Below are 18,376 nucleotides of genomic sequence, written 5' to 3'. Positions count from 1 at the left end.
TCAGCGCTCCAGGAACTCGCGTGCGGCGGCAATGGCGTGATCGACGCCGGGAGTGTCGACATCGAGATGGGTCACAAAGCGCAGACCGATGAGGCCGGTGGCCAGCACGCCGCGTGACTTCAGGTGCTCCAGCAGGGCCGGCGTGCGGCCGTCGCTGATCTGGGCAAAGACGATATTCGTCTGCGGTGGCGTGACCGTGACACCCGGCAGCGCGGCCAGGCCCTCGGCCAGGCGCTTGGCCAGCGCGTGGTCGTCGGCGAGGCGGTCGACGTGATGGGTCAGCGCATGGTCGGCGGCGGCCGCCAGCAGGCCGACCTGGCGCAGGCCGCCGCCCACCATCTTGCGCACACGGTGGGCGCGGCCGATCAGTTCGCGCGAGCCGACCAGCATCGAGCCGATGGGCGCGCCCAGGCCCTTGCTGAAGCAGATGGAGACCGAGTCGAAAGGGCGGGCCAGGTCGGCCACGCTGCGGCCCGAGGCAACCGCCGCGTTGAAGAGGCGGGCGCCGTCGAGATGCGTGGCCAGGCCACGCGCATGAGCCAGTTCGCAGGCCGCGTTGGTGTACTGCGTGGACAGCACATTGCCGCTCCAGGTGTTCTCCAGCGCCAGCAGCCGCGTGCGTGCGAAGTGCGGGTCGTCGGGCTTGATGGCGGCGGCGATGTCTTCGAGCCTGATCGTGCCGTCGGGCTGGTTGGTCAGGGGCTGGGGCTGGATGCTGCCCAGCACCGCCGCGCCGCCGCCTTCGTAGCGGTAGGTGTGGGCGAGCTGGCCGACGATGTACTCGTCGCCACGGCCGCAATGGGCCAGCAGGGCACAGAGGTTGCTCTGCGTGCCGCTTGGCATGAAGAGAGCGGCCTCCTTGCCGAGCAGGGCAGCGACGCGCTCCTGCAGCGCGTTGACGGTGGGGTCGTCGCCGAAGACGTCGTCGCCAACTTGTGCCGCTGCGATCGCTGCGAGCATGGCGGGCGTCGGCTTGGTGACTGTGTCGCTGCGCAGATCCACGACCTTGCCGGTGGCGGCTGCGCCCGATCCGGGCGCGTAGTCGGTCATTGGTGCACCCTTCGCGCTTCGCGCTGTCCCGCCACGCGGGAATGAGCCCCTTCGGGCGGCCGTGCGGGGCTCATGCCTTCAACTCCAGGAAGTTGCGCAGCATCGCGTGCCCATGCTCGCTGAGGATGGACTCGGGGTGGAACTGCACGCCCTCGCACGGCGTGGCCGTGCCGGCCAGTTCGCGGTGGCGTACGCCCATGATCTCGCCATCCTCGCTGCGCGAGGTGATCTCCAGCACCGCCGGGCAGCTCGCTTCCTCGATGACGAGGGAGTGGTAGCGGATCACCGAGAAATCCTTGGGCAGGCCGGTGTAGACACCGCGGCCATCGGTCGTGATCGTGCTGGCCTTGCCGTGCATCTGGCGCTGGGCGCGGATGATCTTGCCGCCCAGGGCCTGGCCCATGGACTGGTGGCCCAGGCACACGCCCAGCAGCGGCTTCTTGCCGATGAAATGCTGGATGGCTTCCACGCAGACGCCGGCTTCGTTGGGCGTGCAGGGGCCGGGCGAAAACACGATATGAGCCGGGTCCAGCGCCGCCATCTCGGCCACGGTGATCTCGTCGTTGCGCACCACCTTCACGTCCGCGCCCAGTTCACCGAAGTACTGGACGAGGTTGAAGGTGAAACTGTCGTAGTTGTCGATCATCAGCAGCATTTGGACTCCCGCCGGGCCGCCCCAAGGGAGGCCATCCCCCTTGGGGGGCAGTGAACGAAGTGAACGTGGGGGCTCATCAAAATCCCTCCTCGACGAGTTCGGCGGCGCGCAGCAGAGCGCGTGCCTTCGCCTCAGTCTCTTGCCACTCCAGTTCGGGTACCGAGTCTGCGACGACGCCGGCCGCCGCCTGCACATAGAGCATGCCGTTCTTGATGATGCCGGTGCGGATGGCGATGGCCAGGTCCATGTCGCCGGCAAAACTCAGATAACCGCAGGCGCCGCCGTAGATGCCGCGTTGCACGGGCTCCAGTTCGTCGATCAGCTCCATGGCCCTCACCTTGGGCGCGCCGGTCAGCGTGCCGGCGGGGAAGGTGGCCTTCAGCACATCGAGCTGGCCGACCTCGGGTCGCAGCACACCCTCGACGTTGGAGACGATATGCATCACATGCGAATAGCGCTCCACGGCGAAGGACTGCGTCACCTTGACGCTGCCGACGCGGGCGATGCGGCCGATGTCGTTGCGCGCCAGGTCGATCAGCATCAGGTGCTCGGCGCGCTCCTTGGGGTCGGCCTGCAGCTCGGCTTCCAGTTCCAGGTCGCGCTCCACCGTCGCGCCGCGCGGGCGCGTGCCGGCCAGCGGGCGGATCGTGACCTTGCGGCTGCCGTCGCCGGCATGTTCTTCACGCACGAGGATCTCGGGGCTGGCGCCGACGATCTGGAAGTCGCCCAGGTCGTAGAAGTACATATAGGGGCTGGGGTTCAGCGCTCGCAGCGCCCGGTACAGCGCGATCGGCTCGGCCTTGTAGGGCTTGGAGATGCGCTGGCCGACCTGGACCTGCATCAGGTCGCCGGCGGCGATGTAGTCCTTGGCCTTGGCGACGGCTTCCAGGTAGTCGGCCTTGGCAAAGCCGCGCGTGACTGGGTGGGCTTCACCGCGCGGCACACGGGGCACGCTGACGCTGTAGGTCAGCTTGTCGCGCAGCTGCGACAGCTTCTTCTTGGCGCGGAAATAGGCCTCCGGCTGGCGCGGGTCGGCCCAGACGATGAGGTACAGGCGCCCGGAGAGGTTGTCGATGACGGCGACTTCCTCGGACAGCAGCAGCAGGATGTCCGGCGTGCCCAGGCTCTCGCCTGCGTGATCGCGGTCCAGGCGCTTCTCGATGGCGCGCACGGCCTCGTAGCCGAAGTAGCCGGCCAGGCCGCCGCAAAAGCGCGGCAGACCCGTCGGGATCTTGGGCTTGATGCGTTCCTGGTAGGCGGCGATGAAGTCCAGCGGGTTGCCTTCGTGCGTCTCGACGATGGCGCCGTCGGTGACGACTTCGCAGAGCTGGCCCGTTGCGCGGATCAGCGTGCGGGCCGGCAGGCCGATGAAGGAGTAGCGCCCGAAGCGCTCGCCGCCGACGACGGACTCCAGCAGGAAGCTGTTGCGGCCCTGGCCAGAGCCGGCGCAGAGCTTGAGGTACAGGGACAGCGGGGTTTCGAGATCCGCAAAGGCCTCGCTGATCAGCGGGATGCGGTTGTAGCCCTCGGCAGCGAGGCTCTGGAATTCAAGTTCGGTGATCACGGTCAAACCTTGAAAAGACAGTTTTCAGGGCTTGGCGTGCAGCCCGATGGAGAACGGGCAACGCGAGAAAAAGCGCGTCAGGGCGCGCCAAGCAGCATCAGTCGGCGGTGAACCAGCGACGCCAGGGCCAGGCTCCCCGGTCGCTCGACCCCGTGATGTACTTCCGCGTGATGAACATGATCGGATCAGTGTATCAGCGGGTCTTTGAGCCTGACACGCCATACTTCGGTTCACGAAGATGCCGCCATCGCGGCACAGCAACGGAGCGAGACATGCGCGCATTCATCGTCGCGGCCCTGGTGGCCGTGGGCAGTCTGAGCGGGGGGAGCGCCTGGGCCGAGACGGTCGAGGTGGCCAACGTGAAGTACGAGACGGCCATGGACCTGGCGGGCCAGAAGCTGGTCCTCAACGGCGCCGGCGTGCGCTACAAGTTTGTCGTCAAGGTCTACACGGCGGGCCTGTACCTGACGCACAAGGTCAGCACGACGCCCGAGGTGCTCGCGGCGCCCGGCCCCAAGCGCATCCATATCCAGATGTTGCGCGAGATCGACGGCAACGAACTCGGCAAGCTTTTCACCAAGGGCATGGAAGCCAACGCGCCGCGCGACGAGTTCGTCAAGTCCATCAATGGCGTGCTCAAGTTGAGCGAAGTCTTCGCGAGCCGCAAGCAACTTAACAGCGGCGACAACTTCACGGTCGACTATGTGCCCGGGCTCGGGTCGACGCTGCTGGTCAACGGCAAGTCGCTGTTGAGCGAGCCGATCAAGGAGCCTGAGTTCTTCACGGCCCTGCTGCGCATCTGGCTGGGCGACAAGCCGGCCGACGATGCGCTGAAAGAAGCCCTGCTCGGCATCAAGCGCGAACGCCGCCGCTGAGGTCTAGCGCGTCGAGCCGGCCCAGGTGCTGCAGGGCCGGCACGGCGCGGATGTCCTCGCCATGGTTGTAGCCGTAGGTCATCAGCACCAGCGGGCAGCCGGCCGCGCGCGCGGCCTCGGCGTCGTTGCGTGAGTCGCCCACCATCCAGGTGGCCGCGGGCGGCGTGCCCAGCGCCTCGCAGGTCTTGAGCAACGGCAGCGGATCGGGCTTCTTGCGCGCGAAGTCGTCGCCGCCGAAGACGTGGGTGAAGTAACCATCCAGCCCCTTGCGCCTGAGCAGTTCGCGCGCCGGCGCGCCCGGCTTGTTGGTCAGCACGGCCAGCGGCAGGCCCAGCGCTCGCAGTGCTTCCAACCCTTCGACGACGCCCGCGTAGACAGTTGCTTGCTCGCCATTCAGGCCGGCGTAGTGCTGCTGGTAGAGCGGCCAGGCTTGCTCGAACAGCGTCGGCGCGCCGCCCACCTCGGCCAGCGTCGTGCGCACCAGGTGCTCGCTGCCGCGGCCGATGGTGTGCTCGACGAAGGCCGACGTGACCGGTGGCAGGCCGAGATCGACCAGCACGCGGCCCAGCACGGCAACGAAGTCGCCCAGCGTGTCGATAAGGGTGCCGTCCAGGTCGAGGATGAGGGCTTGAGGTTTCATGTTTTCAGCTGGCCATCGGCCTTGAACATCGCCTTGATGCCCCGCACCGCCTGGCGGATGCGCGACTCGTTCTCGATCAGCGCAAAGCGCACATGGCCGTCACCGTGGTCGCCGAAGCCGATGCCGGGCGATACGCAGACCTTGGCCTTCTCCAGCAACTGCTTCGCGAACTCCAGCGAGCCGAGCTCGCGGTAGGGCTCGGGAATAGGCGCCCAGATGTACATGCTGGCCTTGGGGCAGTCCACCACCCAGCCGGCCTCGATGAGGCCCTTGTAGAGCACGTCGCGGCGGCGCTGGTAGCTGGCGGTGATGTCCTTGACGCACTGCTGGTCGCCCTCCAGCGCAGCGATGGCGGCGACCTGCAGCGGCGTGAAGGTGCCGTAGTCGTGATAACTCTTGATGCGCGCCAGCGCCGCGACGAGATCCGGATTGCCGACCATGAAGCCGACCCGCCAGCCGGCCATGTTGTAGCTCTTGGAGAGCGTGAAGAACTCGACCGCCACGTCCTTGGCGCCGGGCACCTGCATGATGGATGGCGCGACGTAGCCGTCGTAGACGATGTCGGCATAGGCCAGGTCGTGCACGACGAGGATGTCGTGCTTCTTGGCCAGCGCCACGACGCGCTCGAAGAAGGCCAGGTCCACGCACTGCGCCGTCGGGTTGGACGGGAAGCCGAAGACCATCATCTTGGGCTTGGGGTAGCTGCCGCGGATGGTCTTCTCCAGCTCGGCGAAGAAGTCGACCTCGCTGCTGACCGGAATGGCGCGGATGTCGGCGCCGGCAATCACCGCGCCGTAGATGTGGATGGGGTAGCTCGGGTCCGGCACCAGCACGGTGTCGCCGCGGTCGAGTGTGGCCAGCATCAGATGGGCCAGGCCCTCCTTGGAGCCAATGGTGACGATGGCCTCGTGGTCGGGGTCGATGGCGACGCCGTAGCGGCGTTCGTACCAGTGCGAGATCGCCCGGCGCAGGCGCGGGATGCCCTTGCTGGCCGAGTAGCCGTGGGTGTCGGGCCGTTGCGAGACTTCGTTGAGCTTGGCGACGATGTGTGCCGGTGTGGCCCCGTCGGGGTTGCCCATGCTCATGTCGATGATGTCTTCGCCCCGTCGGCGAGCCGCCAGCTTGAGCTCGGCGGTGATGTTGAAGACGTAGGGCGGGAGACGGTCGATGCGCGCGAAGCGGCGCTTGCCGCTGGAAGCGGAAGAAGAGGTCATTGGCAGTGTTCACGTGAGCGCCCGGAACCGTCCGAGCGACGTGGGCGGCGTGGCGCCGCACCGCGGGCGACTCTAGCGCACTAAGCTGGTGACCATGAGCACGCCTGAGTCCCTCACGCTGACCGTTGACGATCAAACCACGGTCTCGGCCTTGTGGCTGCAGCCGCCACAGCCGCGTGCGACCTATGTGTTCGCCCACGGCGCAGGTGCCGGCATGCACCACAGCTTCATGGCGGCGTTGTCACAGGCCCTGTTCGACGCGTCGGTGGCGACCTTGCGCTATCAGTTCCCCTGCATGGAGCGCGGCTCCAAGCGCCCCGACTCGCCCGCTGTGGCGCACGCCGCCGTTCGCGCTGCGGTGGCGGCGGCGCGCAAACGGTTGCCCGACACACCGCTGTTCGCGGGCGGCAAATCCTTCGGCGGCCGCATGACGTCGCAGGCGCAAGCCGCCGAGGCGATGCCGGGCGTGCGCGGGCTGGTGTTCGTGGGCTTTCCCTTGCACCCGGCCGGCAAACCGGCCATTGACCGGGCGGCGCACTTGGCGCAGGTCGCCGTACCGATGCTGTTCCTGCAGGGCACGCGCGACGAGCTGGCCGACCTGGCCTTGCTGCGGGGCGTTGTCCAGGGCCTGGGCGACCCAGCCACGCTGCATCTCGAGGAGGATGCGGACCACGCCTTCCATGTCCGGGCGCGCAGCGGGCGCAACGACGCGCAGGTGGTGCAGGCCTTGGCAGCGGCGATGGCGGCATGGTTCCTAGCGCAAGCCCCGGGGGGCGCGCGGCGGGTGACTTCCTAGAATCGAGCAATGAATACCTCCGCCGCCCCCATTGCCTGCATCGGCGGCCTCAATATCGACCGCAAGCTCAGGCTGCTGTCCAACTCCCTGCACGGGTCGTCCAACCCCTGCGAGTCACATGAAACTCCTGGCGGCGTCGTGCGCAACGTCGCCGAAAACCTGGCGCGGCTGGGCCTGCCGGTCGCGCTGGTTGCCGCGGTGGGCGACGACGCCGGCGGGCGCATGCTGCTGGAGCAGGCCGCCCAGGTCGGCATCGACACGCGCGCCGTCATCCGGCTGCGCCGCCACGCCAGCGACAGCTACACCGCGGTGCTCGCGCCAGACGGCAGCCTGGAACTCGGCCTGGCGTCGATGCCGCTCGTCGAGAGCCTGAACCCCTGGGCGCTGGCGGCCAGCAAAGCCTTGCGCGCGGGGGCCGCCCTCGTCGTGGCCGACGGCAACCTGCCCACCGACGCCTGGCCCTTGCTGCTCGGCGAGGCGCGCGCCAGCGGCATCCCATTGGTGGGCGTGGCGGTGTCCGAAGCCAAGATGGAAAGACTGCCGGAGCGCCTGGACGGCCTGCACCTGCTCGTCATGAATGCCGGTGAACTGGCCACCATTGCGGCAGAGGCGAACGAGGCCTTCGATGCATTGCACGCACGCGGCGTCGGCTGCGTGCTGGTCTCCAAGGGCGCCGACGGCTTGCTGCTCAGCACGCCGGGCCGCGCACCACGCCACTGGCCGGCGCCGCAGGTGCATGTCGTGGACGTGACCGGTGCCGGCGACGCGCTGTCGGCCGGCGTCTGCGCTTCGCTGCTGCGCGCGCCCGACGACTTCGACGCCGCCGCCCGCCTGGGCCTGGACCTCGCTGCACTGACGCTGCAGACCGAGGACAGCGTCCACCCCGAACTGAACCCCAGGTTCCTGGAAGAACGATAGATGAACGAACTGATCCAGCTCTCGCCCGAAGTCGCCGCCGCCCATGAGCAGGGCCGGCCGATCGTGGCCCTCGAATCCACCATCATTGCCCACGGCATGCCGTGGCCGCAGAACCTGCAGACGGCGCGCGAGGTCGAGGACGTCATCCGCATCGAAGGTGCCGTGCCGGCGACCATCGCGGTCATCGGCGGGCGCATCCGCGTCGGCCTGACGGACACCGAACTGCAGCAGCTGGCCCAGGCGCCCGACGCCATGAAGCTCAGCCGCCGCGACCTGCCGTTTGCCATCGCCACCGGGCGCCTCGGTGCCACGACGGTGGCGGCGACGATGATCTGCGCCCACCTGGCCGGCATCGAGGTCTTTGTCACCGGCGGCATCGGCGGCGTGCACCGCGGCGGGCACGAGAGCTTCGACATCTCGGCCGACCTGCAGGAGCTGGCGCGCACGCCGGTGGCCGTCGTCTGTGCGGGCGCCAAGTCTATCCTCGACCTGGGCCTGACGCTGGAGTACCTGGAGACCCACGGCGTGCCGGTGCTGTCGGTCGGCCAGGACAACTTCGCCGCCTTCTTCACCCCCGACAGCGGCTTGAAGGCGGACTTCCGCATGGACTCGGCCGACGAGCAGGCCCGCTTCATCCGCGCCAAGTGGACGCTGGGCCTGGCTGGCGGTGTCGTCGTCAGCAACCCGGTGCCGGCAGCACAGGCCATGCCGCGCGAGGAGATCGACGCCATCACGGCCCAGGCTCTCGCGGAAGCCGACGCGCAAGGCGTCGCCGGCAAAGCCATCACGCCCTTCCTGCTCGCGCGCATCAAGGCGCTGACGGGTGGTCGCAGCCTGACGACCAACATCGCCCTCGTGAAGCACAACGCGATCGTCGGCGCTCGGCTGGCGCGCGCGCTGCAGAACTAAAAGCGAAAAACGCGCAAGCTGGTGGTGGCCAGCAAACTGCGAGCAAAACAGGCCGGTTAAGCTGATCTGTTTCCTGAGTCAATCCCCATTACTTTCAGCAGGCTTGCATGCGCGCGACCTCCCCCGTGATTCTTTGTGGCCTGGTGCTGGCCGTTCTGGCGGGCTGTGGGCGCAAGGACGATACAGGCGGCGCGTCGGCCCCGGCGGGGGTGGCGAGTGCGCCGCCGGCGCAGAACGTCGGTGTCGTCAAGGTCCGGCAGGCCGACGTGCCCATCACCGTGGAGGCCAGCGGCACCGTCACCGCGCTGCAGAGCGTGGACCTGCGTGCGCAGACGAGCAGCATCGTCGCCCAGGTCCTCGTCAAGGACGGCCAGAACGTCAGGAAGGGTGACCTGCTGTTCCGCTTCGATGACCGCGGCGACCGCGCCGCGCTGGAGAAGGCACGCGCCCAGCTGGCCCGCGACCGCGCCAGCCTCACCGACCTGGAGCGCCAGCTCAACCGCGCCAAGGAACTGAAGGCGCAGAACTTCATCGCCCAGAACGCGGTGGACACCGCTCAGGCCAACTTCGATGCCGGCCAGGCGTTGATCCGCAGTGACGAGGCCGCGATCCAGGCGACCCAGGTCACGTTGGGCTACAACGAGTTGCGCGCGCCCATCAGCGGGCGCGTCGGCATCGTCAGCGTCTACCCGGGCAGCCTGGTGCAGGCCAATGCGACGGCGCTGCCGCTGGTCAACATCGCGCAGCTGGACCCCATCGCCATCAGCTTCACGGTGCCTGAAACCCAGCTCGGCTCGCTGCTGAGCGCCACGCGTGCCGGCGAGCTGGATGTCGAGGCCCTGCCGCCGCCGGGCTCGGCGCGCGGCGCAACCTCCATCAAGGGCCGCGTCACGGCGGTGGACAACCTCGTCGACAGCGCCACCGGCACGATCAAGGTCAAGGCCGAGTTCGACAACAAGGCCCAGTCGCTTTGGCCGGGCCAGTACCTGCGCGTGCGCGTCACGCTGCGCACGCTCAAGGGCGTGACCGTGGTGCCGCAGGCCGCCATCATCATGCGCGGCAACGAGCGCTCGGTCTACGTCGTGGCGCCCGACAACACCGCCAAGCTGGTGCCCGTGCAGCTGCGTCAGGCCATGGGCGAGCAGGCGGTGGTGGAGGGCCTGGATGCGACGGCCCAGGTCGTCATGGAAGGCAAGCAGAACCTGCGGCCGGGCACGCCACTGCGCATTCAAGCCAGCGGCGGAGCGGGCGCCGCATCGGCCCCAGCGTCTGCCGCTTCGGGCGCTGACAAATGAGGCTCACCGAGCTGTTCATCCGGCGGCCGGTCATGACCGTGCTGCTGAACCTGTCACTCGTCATCGCCGGCCTGGCCGCCTGGAGCCGCATCCCGGTCGCGGCGCTGCCGTCCTACAACACGCCCATCATCAACGTCGGTGCGTCGCTGCCGGGCGCATCGCCCGAGACCATGGCCTCGTCCGTCGCGCTGCCGCTGGAGAAGCAGTTCTCGACCATCGCCGGCCTGTTGACCATTTCGTCGACCAACACGCTGGGCAACACCTCGCTGACGCTGGAGTTCGACCCCTCCCGCAACATCGACGCCGCCGCCGTGGACGTGCAGGCGGCGCTGTTCCGGTCTTTGCGCGCGCTGCCGGCCGAGATGACCTCGCCGCCGAGCTACCGCAAGGTGAACCCGGCCGATGCGCCGGTGCTGCTGGTGGCGCTGACCTCGCCCTCCATCGACCTGACCGAGCTGAACGACTACGCCGAGAACCTGCTGTCGCCGGGCCTGTCCACCATCGACGGCGTGGCCCAGGTGTCCATCTTTGGCCAGAAGCGCTATGCGGTGCGCATCAAGGTCAAGACGGACCTGCTCAACCAGCGCAACATCACGCTGGACGAGCTGCAGACGGCGGTGCGCGCCGCCAATGCCAACACGCCTGTCGGCGTGCTGGACGGCTCGCGCCAGACACTGACCATCCAGGCCAACCGCCAGCTGCGCAACGCCGCCGAGTTCGGCCGCACCGTCGTCGCCTCGCGCAACGGCGCGCCGGTGCTGCTGCGCGACGTGGCCGACGTGCAGGACAGCGTCGAAACCAGCAAGACCTACTCCACCTACCAGGGCGAGCGCTCCATCGTGCTGGCCATCCAGCGCCAGCCCGACGCCAACACCGTGCAGGTGGTGGACAAGGTCAAGGCCCTGCTGCCGCGCTTCGCGTCGCAGATGCCGGCGTCCATCCAGATGAGCACGCTGAACGACCGCTCGGTATCCATCCGCGAGTCGCTGCACGATGTCTACGTGACGCTAGCGCTGACGGTCGGCCTCGTTGTGCTGGTGATCTTCATCTTCCTGCGCCGCGCCGTGGCCACGTTGATCCCGACGGCCTCGCTGCCAATCTCGCTGATCGGCGCGCTCACGCTGCTGTTCGCGCTCGGCTACTCGCTGGACAACATCTCGCTGCTCGGCATCACGCTGGCCGTGGGCCTGGTGGTGGACGACGCCATCGTCATGCTGGAGAACATCGTCCGCCACGTCGAGGACGGCATGAAGCCCTTCGACGCGGCGGTGCGCGGCGCGCGCGAGATGGCCTTCACCATCCTGTCGATCTCGGTGTCGCTGGTGGCGGTGCTGATCCCGATCTTCTTCATGCCGGGCGTCATCGGCCTGCTGTTCCACGAGTTCGCCGTCGTCGTCGGCCTGGCCATCCTCGTGTCGGCCGTCGTGTCGTTGACGCTGGTGCCCATGCTGTGCAGCCGGTTGTTGAAGGCCGACGAGCACCATGAGGATGGACCGATGGGGCGCCTGTTCGAGCGCGGCTTCACATGGACGCTGGACACCTACACCCGCACGCTGGATCTGGCCCTGCGCCACCGCAACTGGGTGCTGGGCGTGGCGCTGCTGAGCTTCATCGCGACGGTGTGGTTCTACATGACCATCCCCAAGGGCTTTTTCCCCGAGGAGGATATCGGCCAGATACAGGCCAGCACCGAGTCTGCCGAGGACACATCCTTCGCCGCGATGACCCTGCTGCAGGAGCGCGTGGCCGCCATCGTGCGCAACGATCCCAACGTTTTCGCCCTGAGTTCGGCTGTCGGCGGTGGGCCCTCGGGCAGCGCCACCAATACCGGCCGCATGTTCATCAACCTGAAGGCCCGCAATAGCCGCGAGCCCATGCCCAAGGTGCTGGAAGGCCTGCGCAAGAAGCTGCGCGCAGTGCCCGGCATCCAGGTCTATCTGCGCCCGGTGCAGAACCTGCAGCTCGGCGGCCGCCAGAGCAAGAGCCGCTACCAGTACACGCTGCAGTCGGTATCCACCGGCGAACTCAACACCTGGGCAACCCGGCTGCAGGAGAAGCTGCGCGGCGATGAGCGCTTTCGCGACATCACCAGCGACTCGCAAATGCGCGGCCTGCAGGCCAGCCTTGTCATCGATCGCGAGCGCGCCGCCATCCTGGGCGTGCAGATGCAGGACTTGCGCAATGCGCTGTACGGCGCCTTCGGCGAGCGCCAGGTGTCCAGCATCTATGCCGAGAGCAACACCTACCAGGTCATCATGGAAGCCGGCGAGGACGACCGCAGCAGCGAAGCCGCTTTCGACAAGATCTACCTGCGCGGCAAGAACGGCGCGCAGGTGCCGCTGACGGCCTTCGCCACCGTGCAGCGCACGCTCGGGCCCACGGCGGTCAATCACCAAGGCCAGCTGCAGGCCGTCACGATCAGCTTCAATCTCGCACCCAACGTGCCGCTGGGCGACGCCACCAAGCAGATCGACACCTTCACGCGCGACATCAAGCTACCACCCAGCGTCATCACCAGCTACGGTGGCGATGCGGCCGTGTTCCAGGATTCGCAGGGCGGCCAGCTGCTGCTGATCGGGCTGGCAGTGGCCGTGATCTACGTGCTGCTGGGCGTGCTCTACGAGAGCTACATCCACCCACTGACCATCCTGGCCGGCCTGCCGTCGGCGGCGGTGGGCGCGCTGATCACGCTGCAGCTGTTCGGCATGGAGCTGACCATCATCGCCACCATCGGCATCGTCATGCTGATCGGCATCGTCAAGAAGAACGCGATCATGATGATCGACTTCGCGCTGGACGTGCAGCGCAGCCAGGGGCTCAAGCCGGCCGAGGCGATCCGCCAGGCCGCGATCCTGCGCTTTCGGCCCATCATGATGACGACGCTGGCGGCGCTGATGGGCGCGCTGCCCATTGCGCTCGGCCTGGGCGCGGGGGCCGAGCTGCGCCAGCCGCTGGGCCTGGCCGTGGTGGGCGGCCTGATCCTGTCGCAGGCGGTGACGCTCTACATCACGCCCGTGATCTACCTGGCGCTGGACCGCTTCAGCGGCACCGGGCCGGACGTGCGCGAAGTGGCGGACTTCGCCAGCAAGGCAGCCTGATCAGCTCAGTTTCAGGCGGCCTTCGCGGCTCTCGGTGAGCAGCCGCTGGGCCGCGCGCTCCAGCATGCCGATGACGGCGTCAAAGCCTGCGACCGGGCCGAAATAGGGGTCGGGGATGTCCTGGCCGGCCAGCTCGGGCACGAAGTCGGTCAGCAGCAGGATCTTGGCGTGGTGCTCGGGCGCTGCCTTGGTGCGCAGCGCGTCGACATGCTCAGCCTCCATGGCCAGCACGAGGTCGTATTGGCCGAGCTGCTCAGGCTCGACGCGGCGCGAGCGCCATTTGCGGTCGAGGCTGTAGTTGTGCCGGCCCAGTGCCGCTGCGGCGCGGGCGTCCACCGGGCCGCCGCGCGGGTCAGCATGCACGCCGGCCGAGGCAATGGTCTTGAACACGTCGCCGAGCTTGGCCCTGAAGATGGCCTCGGCCATCGGCGAGCGGCAGATGTTGGCGGTGCAGACGAGCAGGATGGCGGCCATGTCAGTTACTCAGTTGCGCGGGACGAGCGCCGGGCCGCTCCCAAGCCGGCCCGCAATGGTGATGTGCTTGCCGGTCGAACCGGCAAGCATCGCCGTCCCCGCGGGGGACCGGCCAAGGTAATCCTTGGACGAGGGGCTCACGATCTCGCAAGTTCCGTGCGCATCGCGTCGACGACGGCCTTGTAGTCGGGCTTGCCGAAGATGGCCGAGCCGGCGACGAAGGTGTCGGCGCCCGCCGCGGCGATCTCGCGGATGTTGTCGACCTTGACGCCGCCGTCGATCTCCAGGCGGATGTCCCGGCCGCTGGCGCTGATGATCTCGCGCGCCTTCTTCAGTTTTTGCAGTGCCGACGGGATGAAGCTCTGGCCGCCAAAGCCGGGGTTGACGCTCATCAGCAGGATCACATCGACCTTGTCGATGACCCACTCCAGCACGTCAAGCGGCGTGCCCGGGTTGAACACCAGGCCGGCCTGCTTGCCCTCGGCCTTGATGAGCTGCAGCGTGCGGTCCACATGGGCGCTGGCCTCGGGATGGAAGGTCACCACGTCGGCGCCGGCGCGGCAGAAGGCCTGGGCCAGGCTGTCGACCGGTTGCACCATCAGGTGCACATCGATGACGGCCGGCGTGCCGTCGGGCTTCACGGCGTGCTTGCGCAGCGCCTCGCAGACCATCGGCCCGAAGGTCAGGTTGGGCACGTAATGGTTGTCCATCACGTCGAAGTGGATCCAGTCGGCACCGGCGGCGAGCACGTTCTTCACTTCCTCGCCCAGGCGGGCGAAGTCGGCGGACAGCAGGCTGGGGGCGATGCGGTATTGCGGTGCGGCGGGCATAGCGGGTGATTCTAGGCAGCCCGCTTGCCCCGCTTCAGCGGCCCGGCCGCTTGAAGCTGTCGCGCGCCTGCTGCGCTTCTTTCCAGTGGTGGCAGCCGGGCTGGTGGTCGTTGATCAGGCCCATGGCCTGCATCAGCGCATGCATGGTGGTCGGGCCGACGAATTTCCAGCCGCGCTTCTTCAGATCCTTGGACAAGGCTTCGGAGGGCGCCGAGGTGGCCAGGTTGTGAGCCACCGAGTTCTTGGGCGGCTCGAAGCGCCACAGATAGGCGGCCAGCGAGCCTTCTGCAGCCACCAGCTCCACGCAGCGCCCGGCGTTGTGGATGGCCGCCTCGATCTTGCCGCGGTGGCGCACGATGCCGGCGTTGGCTAGCAGGCGGTTCGCGTCCTTCTCGCCAAACTTGGCGACCTGGTTGTAGTCGAAACCCGCAAAGGCGGCGCGAAAGGCCTCGCGCTTGTTCAGGATGGTTCGCCACGACAGGCCGCTCTGGAAGCCCTCCAGGCACAGCTTCTCGAACAGGCGGAAGTCGTCGGCCACGGGCCGGCCCCATTCCTCGTCGTGATAGCGCAGATAGAAATTATCGCCGGGCGCGGCGGCGCACCAGGCGCAGCGTGGGCGGCCGTCGGGCGGCAAGTAGAGGGGGCGGGTCGGCATCGGGAAGCTGCTCCTTGCGAAGTGCCGAGTGTCGACACACACGAGCACTGACGTGTCAGCTGCACACTCGCATTTTGCGGGCCGAGCGCCGGGCCGCTCCCTAGCCGGCCCGCGCTGGCGATGTGCTTGCGGTTCAATGCCGCAAGCATCGCCGTCCCCTCGGGGGACCGACCAGGCGCGCCCGCGTTCAGCGGGGCGGGACTGGGCGAGGGGCTAACGGTACTTTTCGGCGAGTTGGCGCAGCGTGCCATCCTTCTCCAGCTTGCGCAGCGCCTGGGTCAGGCGTTCCTCATGGGCGGCCGGCAGGTCGGCGCGCAGCGCGAGGAACTGCGGCTCCTCCTGGAAGACGGTGCGGCCGAACCTGAGCTTGTCGCCCAGCTTGCTCTGTGCCACATGGCGCTGCAGGTTGATGTCCTGGCCGTAGATGGCGTCGGCGCGGCCCATGACCAGCATCTGCAGGGCCTCGCGCTCGGAGCTCACCTCGGCGACAGCCACATTGGCCGCCACCAGCCGGCGCGCCAGCGCCGTGCCACGCATGACCAGCACCGGCTTGCGGCGGCTCAAGGCGGCCAGTTGGGCCAGGGAATCGGGGTTGCGCGGGTCGTCGGCGCGCTGCACGACCACGTGGCGGACGATATACAGCGCCACCGGCGCATAACGCCATTGCTTCTCGCGCTCGGGCGACTTCAGCAGGCAGAAGAAGGCATCAATGAGGCCGTCGGCCAGCAGGCGTTCCACACGCTTGAGCGGCACCTGCTGGGCCAGGCCCGTGAAGTGCAGGCCTGCGTCCTGCCGCTCGACGGCGCGCAGGATTTCCAGGCAGAGACCGGGCTTGAGCGGACTGCCGTCGGGGTCGTACTTCACTGTCGAGCTGGCCTGCTGGACCGTGCGCAGCGTCAGCTCCTGGGCCGGCGCCGCCAGGCTCAACAGCGCAGTCAACAACCAGGGCCAGCGCAGCACTTAGGATCACACACCCCGAAGAACATGCGGCGAGCATAGCCCCCGAGACGGACAATCACCCGATGGCCAACCCCCGTTTCAGTTGCAGCGTCACCGTGCAGACCCTGCCCGAGCAGACCCATCTCGAGCAAAGCCTGTACGCCTTCAGCTACACGATCACGATCGAGAACACCGGCGATGTGCTGTCCCAGCTCATCGGCCGGCATTGGGAGATCACCGATGCGCGTGGCCAGATGCAGGTCGTCGACGGCCTGGCCGTCGTCGGCCACCAGCCCGTGCTCGCCCCAGGCCAGAGCTTCCAGTACAGCTCCTGGGCCCAGATCGGCACCCCCCAGGGCACGATGCGCGGGCGTTTCCTGTGCGTGACCGAGGGCTGCGAGATCTTCCACACCGAGGTCGACGAATTCCTGCTCGCCGACAGCGCTTCTCTGCATTGACCTGGGATCTCACAGCTCTCCTGAACGCGGCCGACCCGCAGGCCGCGCTCGCCGAGCGCAATCTGTGGCTGGTGCGCCTGCTGGAATGGCTGCGGCACGCGCCGCGTGAAGAGGCCTCATCGGGCACGCCGCTGCCCATCGTGCGCCTGAAGCACCTGCTCAATGTGCTGGAGCGCCACCCCGAGCACGCCTGGGCGTTTGCCAATGTCATCGGCGGCGTCTGGAACGACGTCGATGCGGTGGCGCTTTTCGCCGAAGTGGGCTTCGCGCCGCGCATGGCGCTGTGGCATGAATTCCTGGGCCGGCTGCGCCGCCGCCTGTTGCCGGCCACGACCGACACGCGCGACCTCGCGGCGCTGTTCGAACTGCTCTTCCCCGACGAGGCCGACGAGGACTGGATCGCCGCCATCGACGATGAGCTGCTGGCGCGATTGGGCCTGCTGTTTGCCGCCACGCCCGACGACGGCTGGCGCGTCGAGGCCAACGCCGCGATCACCGTGCTGGTCAGCAGCGTGCATGCCGCCGGCCTGGCCGGCCCGCTGCGGGTGCGCATGGATGCGGAGTTGGTGCAGGACAAGCCCTTCCACCAGCTGCCCGCCGCCTGGGCGGCCGTCGAGCGCGCGCTGGCCGGCGCCGATGACGATGCGGCCGCACTGGGGTCGGTCATGCAATACCTGCACGCGCTGCTGGACCGCTGCCGCGCTGCTGCGCTGACGGTGCCCGAGCATCTGGAAGTGCATGGCGTGTCGGTGGATCTGATGTTCTCCGTCGAGCAGCTCACCGCGCGGCTGGACCGCATCGATGCGCTGCTGGCCTGCCTGCTGTCCCACGAACCCCAGCGCGAGCTGCTGCGCCTGGTGTCGGGCCTGGTGCGCGTCGTGCACGAGCGGCGCAGCCTGCGCACGCTGTTCGCGCGCCACTACTCGCTGATGGCGCGCAAGGTGGCCGAGCGCAGCGCCGAGACGGGCGAGCACTACATCACCCGCAGCCGCGAGGAATACCGCGACATGCTGCGTCGCGCAGCCGGTGGCGGCGCTGTTTTGGCCGGCACCACCTTCCTGAAGTTCGGCATCGCCCTGCTCGGCTTCACGGCCTTCTGGGGCGGCTTCTGGGCCGGTGTGAACTACGCGCTGTGCTTCGTCCTCATCCACCTGCTGCACTGGACGGTGGCCACCAAGCAGCCGGCGATGACGGCCCCGGCCATGGCCGACAAGCTGCTGCACATCGACCGCGACGACGCCATCGTCGGTTTCGTCGACGAAGTGACCCATCTCGTGCGTTCACAAGTGGCCGGCATCATCGGCAACCTCACCGTCGTGGCGCCGCTGGTGCTGGCGGTGCAGGGCCTGTGCTGGCTGGCCTTCGGTGCGCCGCTGGTGGGCGTGCGGGATGCCGAATACGTGCTGCATTCGCTGAGCCTGTTCGGCCCCTCGCTGCTGTTTGCCGCCTTCACCGGCACGCTGCTGTTCGCGTCCAGCATGATCGCCGGCTGGGTGGAGAACTGGTTCGTCTTCCACCGCCTGGACAGCGCCATCGCCTGGAACCCGCGCATCGTCGCGACGCTGGGTCAGACGCGCGCGCAGCGCTGGTCGCACTGGTGGCGGGCCAACATCTCCGGCCTGACGGCCAACATCAGCCTGGGCCTGATGCTGGGCCTGGCGCCGGCGCTGTTCGGCTTCGTCGGCCTGGGCCTGGAGGTGCGCCACGTGACGTTGTCCACCGGCCAGCTCGCCGCCGCCGTGGGGGCGCTCGGTGTCGGCGTCATGACGACCTGGGCCTTCTGGTCCTGCGTGCTTTGCATCGCCGGCATCGGCATGCTCAATGTCGGCGTCAGCTTCTTCTGCGCCTTCAAGGTGGCGATGCGCTCGCGCGGTGTGCGCCTGGCCGACCGCAAACGCGTCTACGCGGCTATCCGCGCGCGGCTGCGACGCCAGCCCTTGAGCTTCCTGATTGCGAGGAGTTAGTCCTCGCGCCGCTCGCCCTTCTTGCGGCCCGAGAACATGGTC

17 protein-coding genes are annotated in these 18,376 nt (G+C 68.1%); 8 read left to right on the top strand and 9 right to left on the bottom strand.

Translation table 11 applies throughout. The features are described from left to right. The 3 genes from ltaE to trpE all read right to left on the bottom strand — a co-directional run bounded on the left by ltaE (position 1) and on the right by trpE (position 3,269). Positions 1-1,050, bottom strand: coding sequence for a low-specificity L-threonine aldolase (gene ltaE, locus AC1DW0_RS24555; RefSeq protein WP_477948576.1), 1,050 nt, complete (start codon positions 1,048-1,050; stop codon positions 1-3). Between the two features lie 70 nt (positions 1,051-1,120). Further along, positions 1,121-1,705: an anthranilate synthase component II gene (locus tag AC1DW0_RS24550; protein WP_056191700.1), complete on the bottom strand. Its 585-nt coding sequence runs from the start codon at positions 1,703-1,705 to the stop codon at positions 1,121-1,123. A 76-nt stretch (positions 1,706-1,781) separates the two neighbouring features. Next, a complete protein-coding gene (gene trpE / locus AC1DW0_RS24545; RefSeq protein WP_477948574.1) occupies positions 1,782-3,269 on the bottom strand; it encodes an anthranilate synthase component I in 1,488 nt (495 codons plus the stop codon). 272 nt (positions 3,270-3,541) lie between these two features. Between trpE and AC1DW0_RS24540 the strand changes: the two genes are divergently transcribed. Beyond that, entirely contained in the window at positions 3,542-4,144 is a 603-nt protein-coding gene (locus tag AC1DW0_RS24540; protein ID WP_056191702.1) for a chalcone isomerase family protein, read from the top strand. Here AC1DW0_RS24540 and gph read toward each other — a convergent pair. Beyond that, a complete protein-coding gene (gene gph, locus AC1DW0_RS24535; RefSeq protein ID WP_477948572.1) occupies positions 4,122-4,784 on the bottom strand; it encodes a phosphoglycolate phosphatase in 663 nt (220 codons plus the stop codon). The genes AC1DW0_RS24540 and gph overlap by 23 nt on opposite strands. Next, complete coding sequence (gene alaC / locus AC1DW0_RS24530) at positions 4,781-5,998, bottom strand: alanine transaminase (protein ID WP_457445862.1); 1,218 nt, start codon at positions 5,996-5,998, stop codon at positions 4,781-4,783. The genes gph and alaC overlap by 4 nt, the downstream gene beginning before the upstream one ends. 94 nt (positions 5,999-6,092) lie before the next feature. On the opposite strand from alaC, the gene AC1DW0_RS24525 reads away from it, so the two are divergent. The 5 genes from AC1DW0_RS24525 (at position 6,093) to AC1DW0_RS24505 (ending at position 13,014) form a co-directional block, all read left to right on the top strand. After that, entirely contained in the window at positions 6,093-6,794 is a 702-nt protein-coding gene (locus tag AC1DW0_RS24525; protein ID WP_477948569.1) for an alpha/beta hydrolase family protein, read from the top strand. A 9-nt stretch (positions 6,795-6,803) separates the two neighbouring features. Beyond that, positions 6,804-7,712 (top strand): carbohydrate kinase family protein, encoded by a 909-nt coding sequence (locus AC1DW0_RS24520; protein WP_457445864.1) that lies wholly within the window; start codon positions 6,804-6,806, stop codon positions 7,710-7,712. Continuing rightward, positions 7,713-8,621 carry a pseudouridine-5'-phosphate glycosidase gene (locus AC1DW0_RS24515; protein WP_457389736.1) on the top strand — a complete coding sequence of 303 codons (909 nt, stop codon included), beginning with the start codon at positions 7,713-7,715 and terminating at the stop codon, positions 8,619-8,621. Between the two features lie 107 nt (positions 8,622-8,728). Next, entirely contained in the window at positions 8,729-9,916 is a 1,188-nt protein-coding gene (locus AC1DW0_RS24510; RefSeq protein ID WP_477948567.1) for an efflux RND transporter periplasmic adaptor subunit, read from the top strand. After that, positions 9,913-13,014 carry an efflux RND transporter permease subunit gene (locus AC1DW0_RS24505; RefSeq protein ID WP_477948565.1) on the top strand — a complete coding sequence of 1,034 codons (3,102 nt, stop codon included), beginning with the start codon at positions 9,913-9,915 and terminating at the stop codon, positions 13,012-13,014. The genes AC1DW0_RS24510 and AC1DW0_RS24505 overlap by 4 nt, the downstream gene beginning before the upstream one ends. Here the strand turns inward: AC1DW0_RS24505 and AC1DW0_RS24500 are convergent, their stop codons facing one another. The 4 genes from AC1DW0_RS24500 to AC1DW0_RS24485 all read right to left on the bottom strand — a co-directional run bounded on the left by AC1DW0_RS24500 (position 13,015) and on the right by AC1DW0_RS24485 (position 15,933). Continuing rightward, a complete protein-coding gene (locus AC1DW0_RS24500) occupies positions 13,015-13,488 on the bottom strand; it encodes a low molecular weight protein-tyrosine-phosphatase (RefSeq protein WP_056191718.1) in 474 nt (157 codons plus the stop codon). 137 nt (positions 13,489-13,625) lie between these two features. Beyond that, positions 13,626-14,318 carry a ribulose-phosphate 3-epimerase gene (gene rpe, locus AC1DW0_RS24495; RefSeq protein ID WP_477948563.1) on the bottom strand — a complete coding sequence of 231 codons (693 nt, stop codon included), beginning with the start codon at positions 14,316-14,318 and terminating at the stop codon, positions 13,626-13,628. A 34-nt stretch (positions 14,319-14,352) separates the two neighbouring features. Further along, on the bottom strand, positions 14,353-14,973 hold the full coding sequence (locus AC1DW0_RS24490) for a DNA-3-methyladenine glycosylase I (protein ID WP_477948561.1): 621 nt from the start codon (positions 14,971-14,973) through the stop codon (positions 14,353-14,355). Positions 14,974-15,186: 213 nt separating this feature from the next. Beyond that, a complete protein-coding gene (locus AC1DW0_RS24485; RefSeq protein WP_477948559.1) occupies positions 15,187-15,933 on the bottom strand; it encodes a substrate-binding periplasmic protein in 747 nt (248 codons plus the stop codon). 62 nt (positions 15,934-15,995) lie between these two features. On the opposite strand from AC1DW0_RS24485, the gene apaG reads away from it, so the two are divergent. Both apaG and AC1DW0_RS24475 read left to right on the top strand, forming a co-directional pair. Further along, positions 15,996-16,370, top strand: coding sequence for a Co2+/Mg2+ efflux protein ApaG (gene apaG / locus AC1DW0_RS24480; RefSeq protein WP_056192606.1), 375 nt, complete (start codon positions 15,996-15,998; stop codon positions 16,368-16,370). After that, positions 16,367-18,334 carry a site-specific recombinase gene (locus AC1DW0_RS24475; protein ID WP_477948557.1) on the top strand — a complete coding sequence of 656 codons (1,968 nt, stop codon included), beginning with the start codon at positions 16,367-16,369 and terminating at the stop codon, positions 18,332-18,334. The genes apaG and AC1DW0_RS24475 overlap by 4 nt, the downstream gene beginning before the upstream one ends. Positions 18,335-18,376: the final 42 nt, after the last annotated feature.

It is taken from the genome of Roseateles sp. P4_D2 (assembly GCF_056401875.1).
Note: the sequence above shows the minus strand (reverse complement) of the source record. Positions and strands in the feature narration are given on the sequence as shown.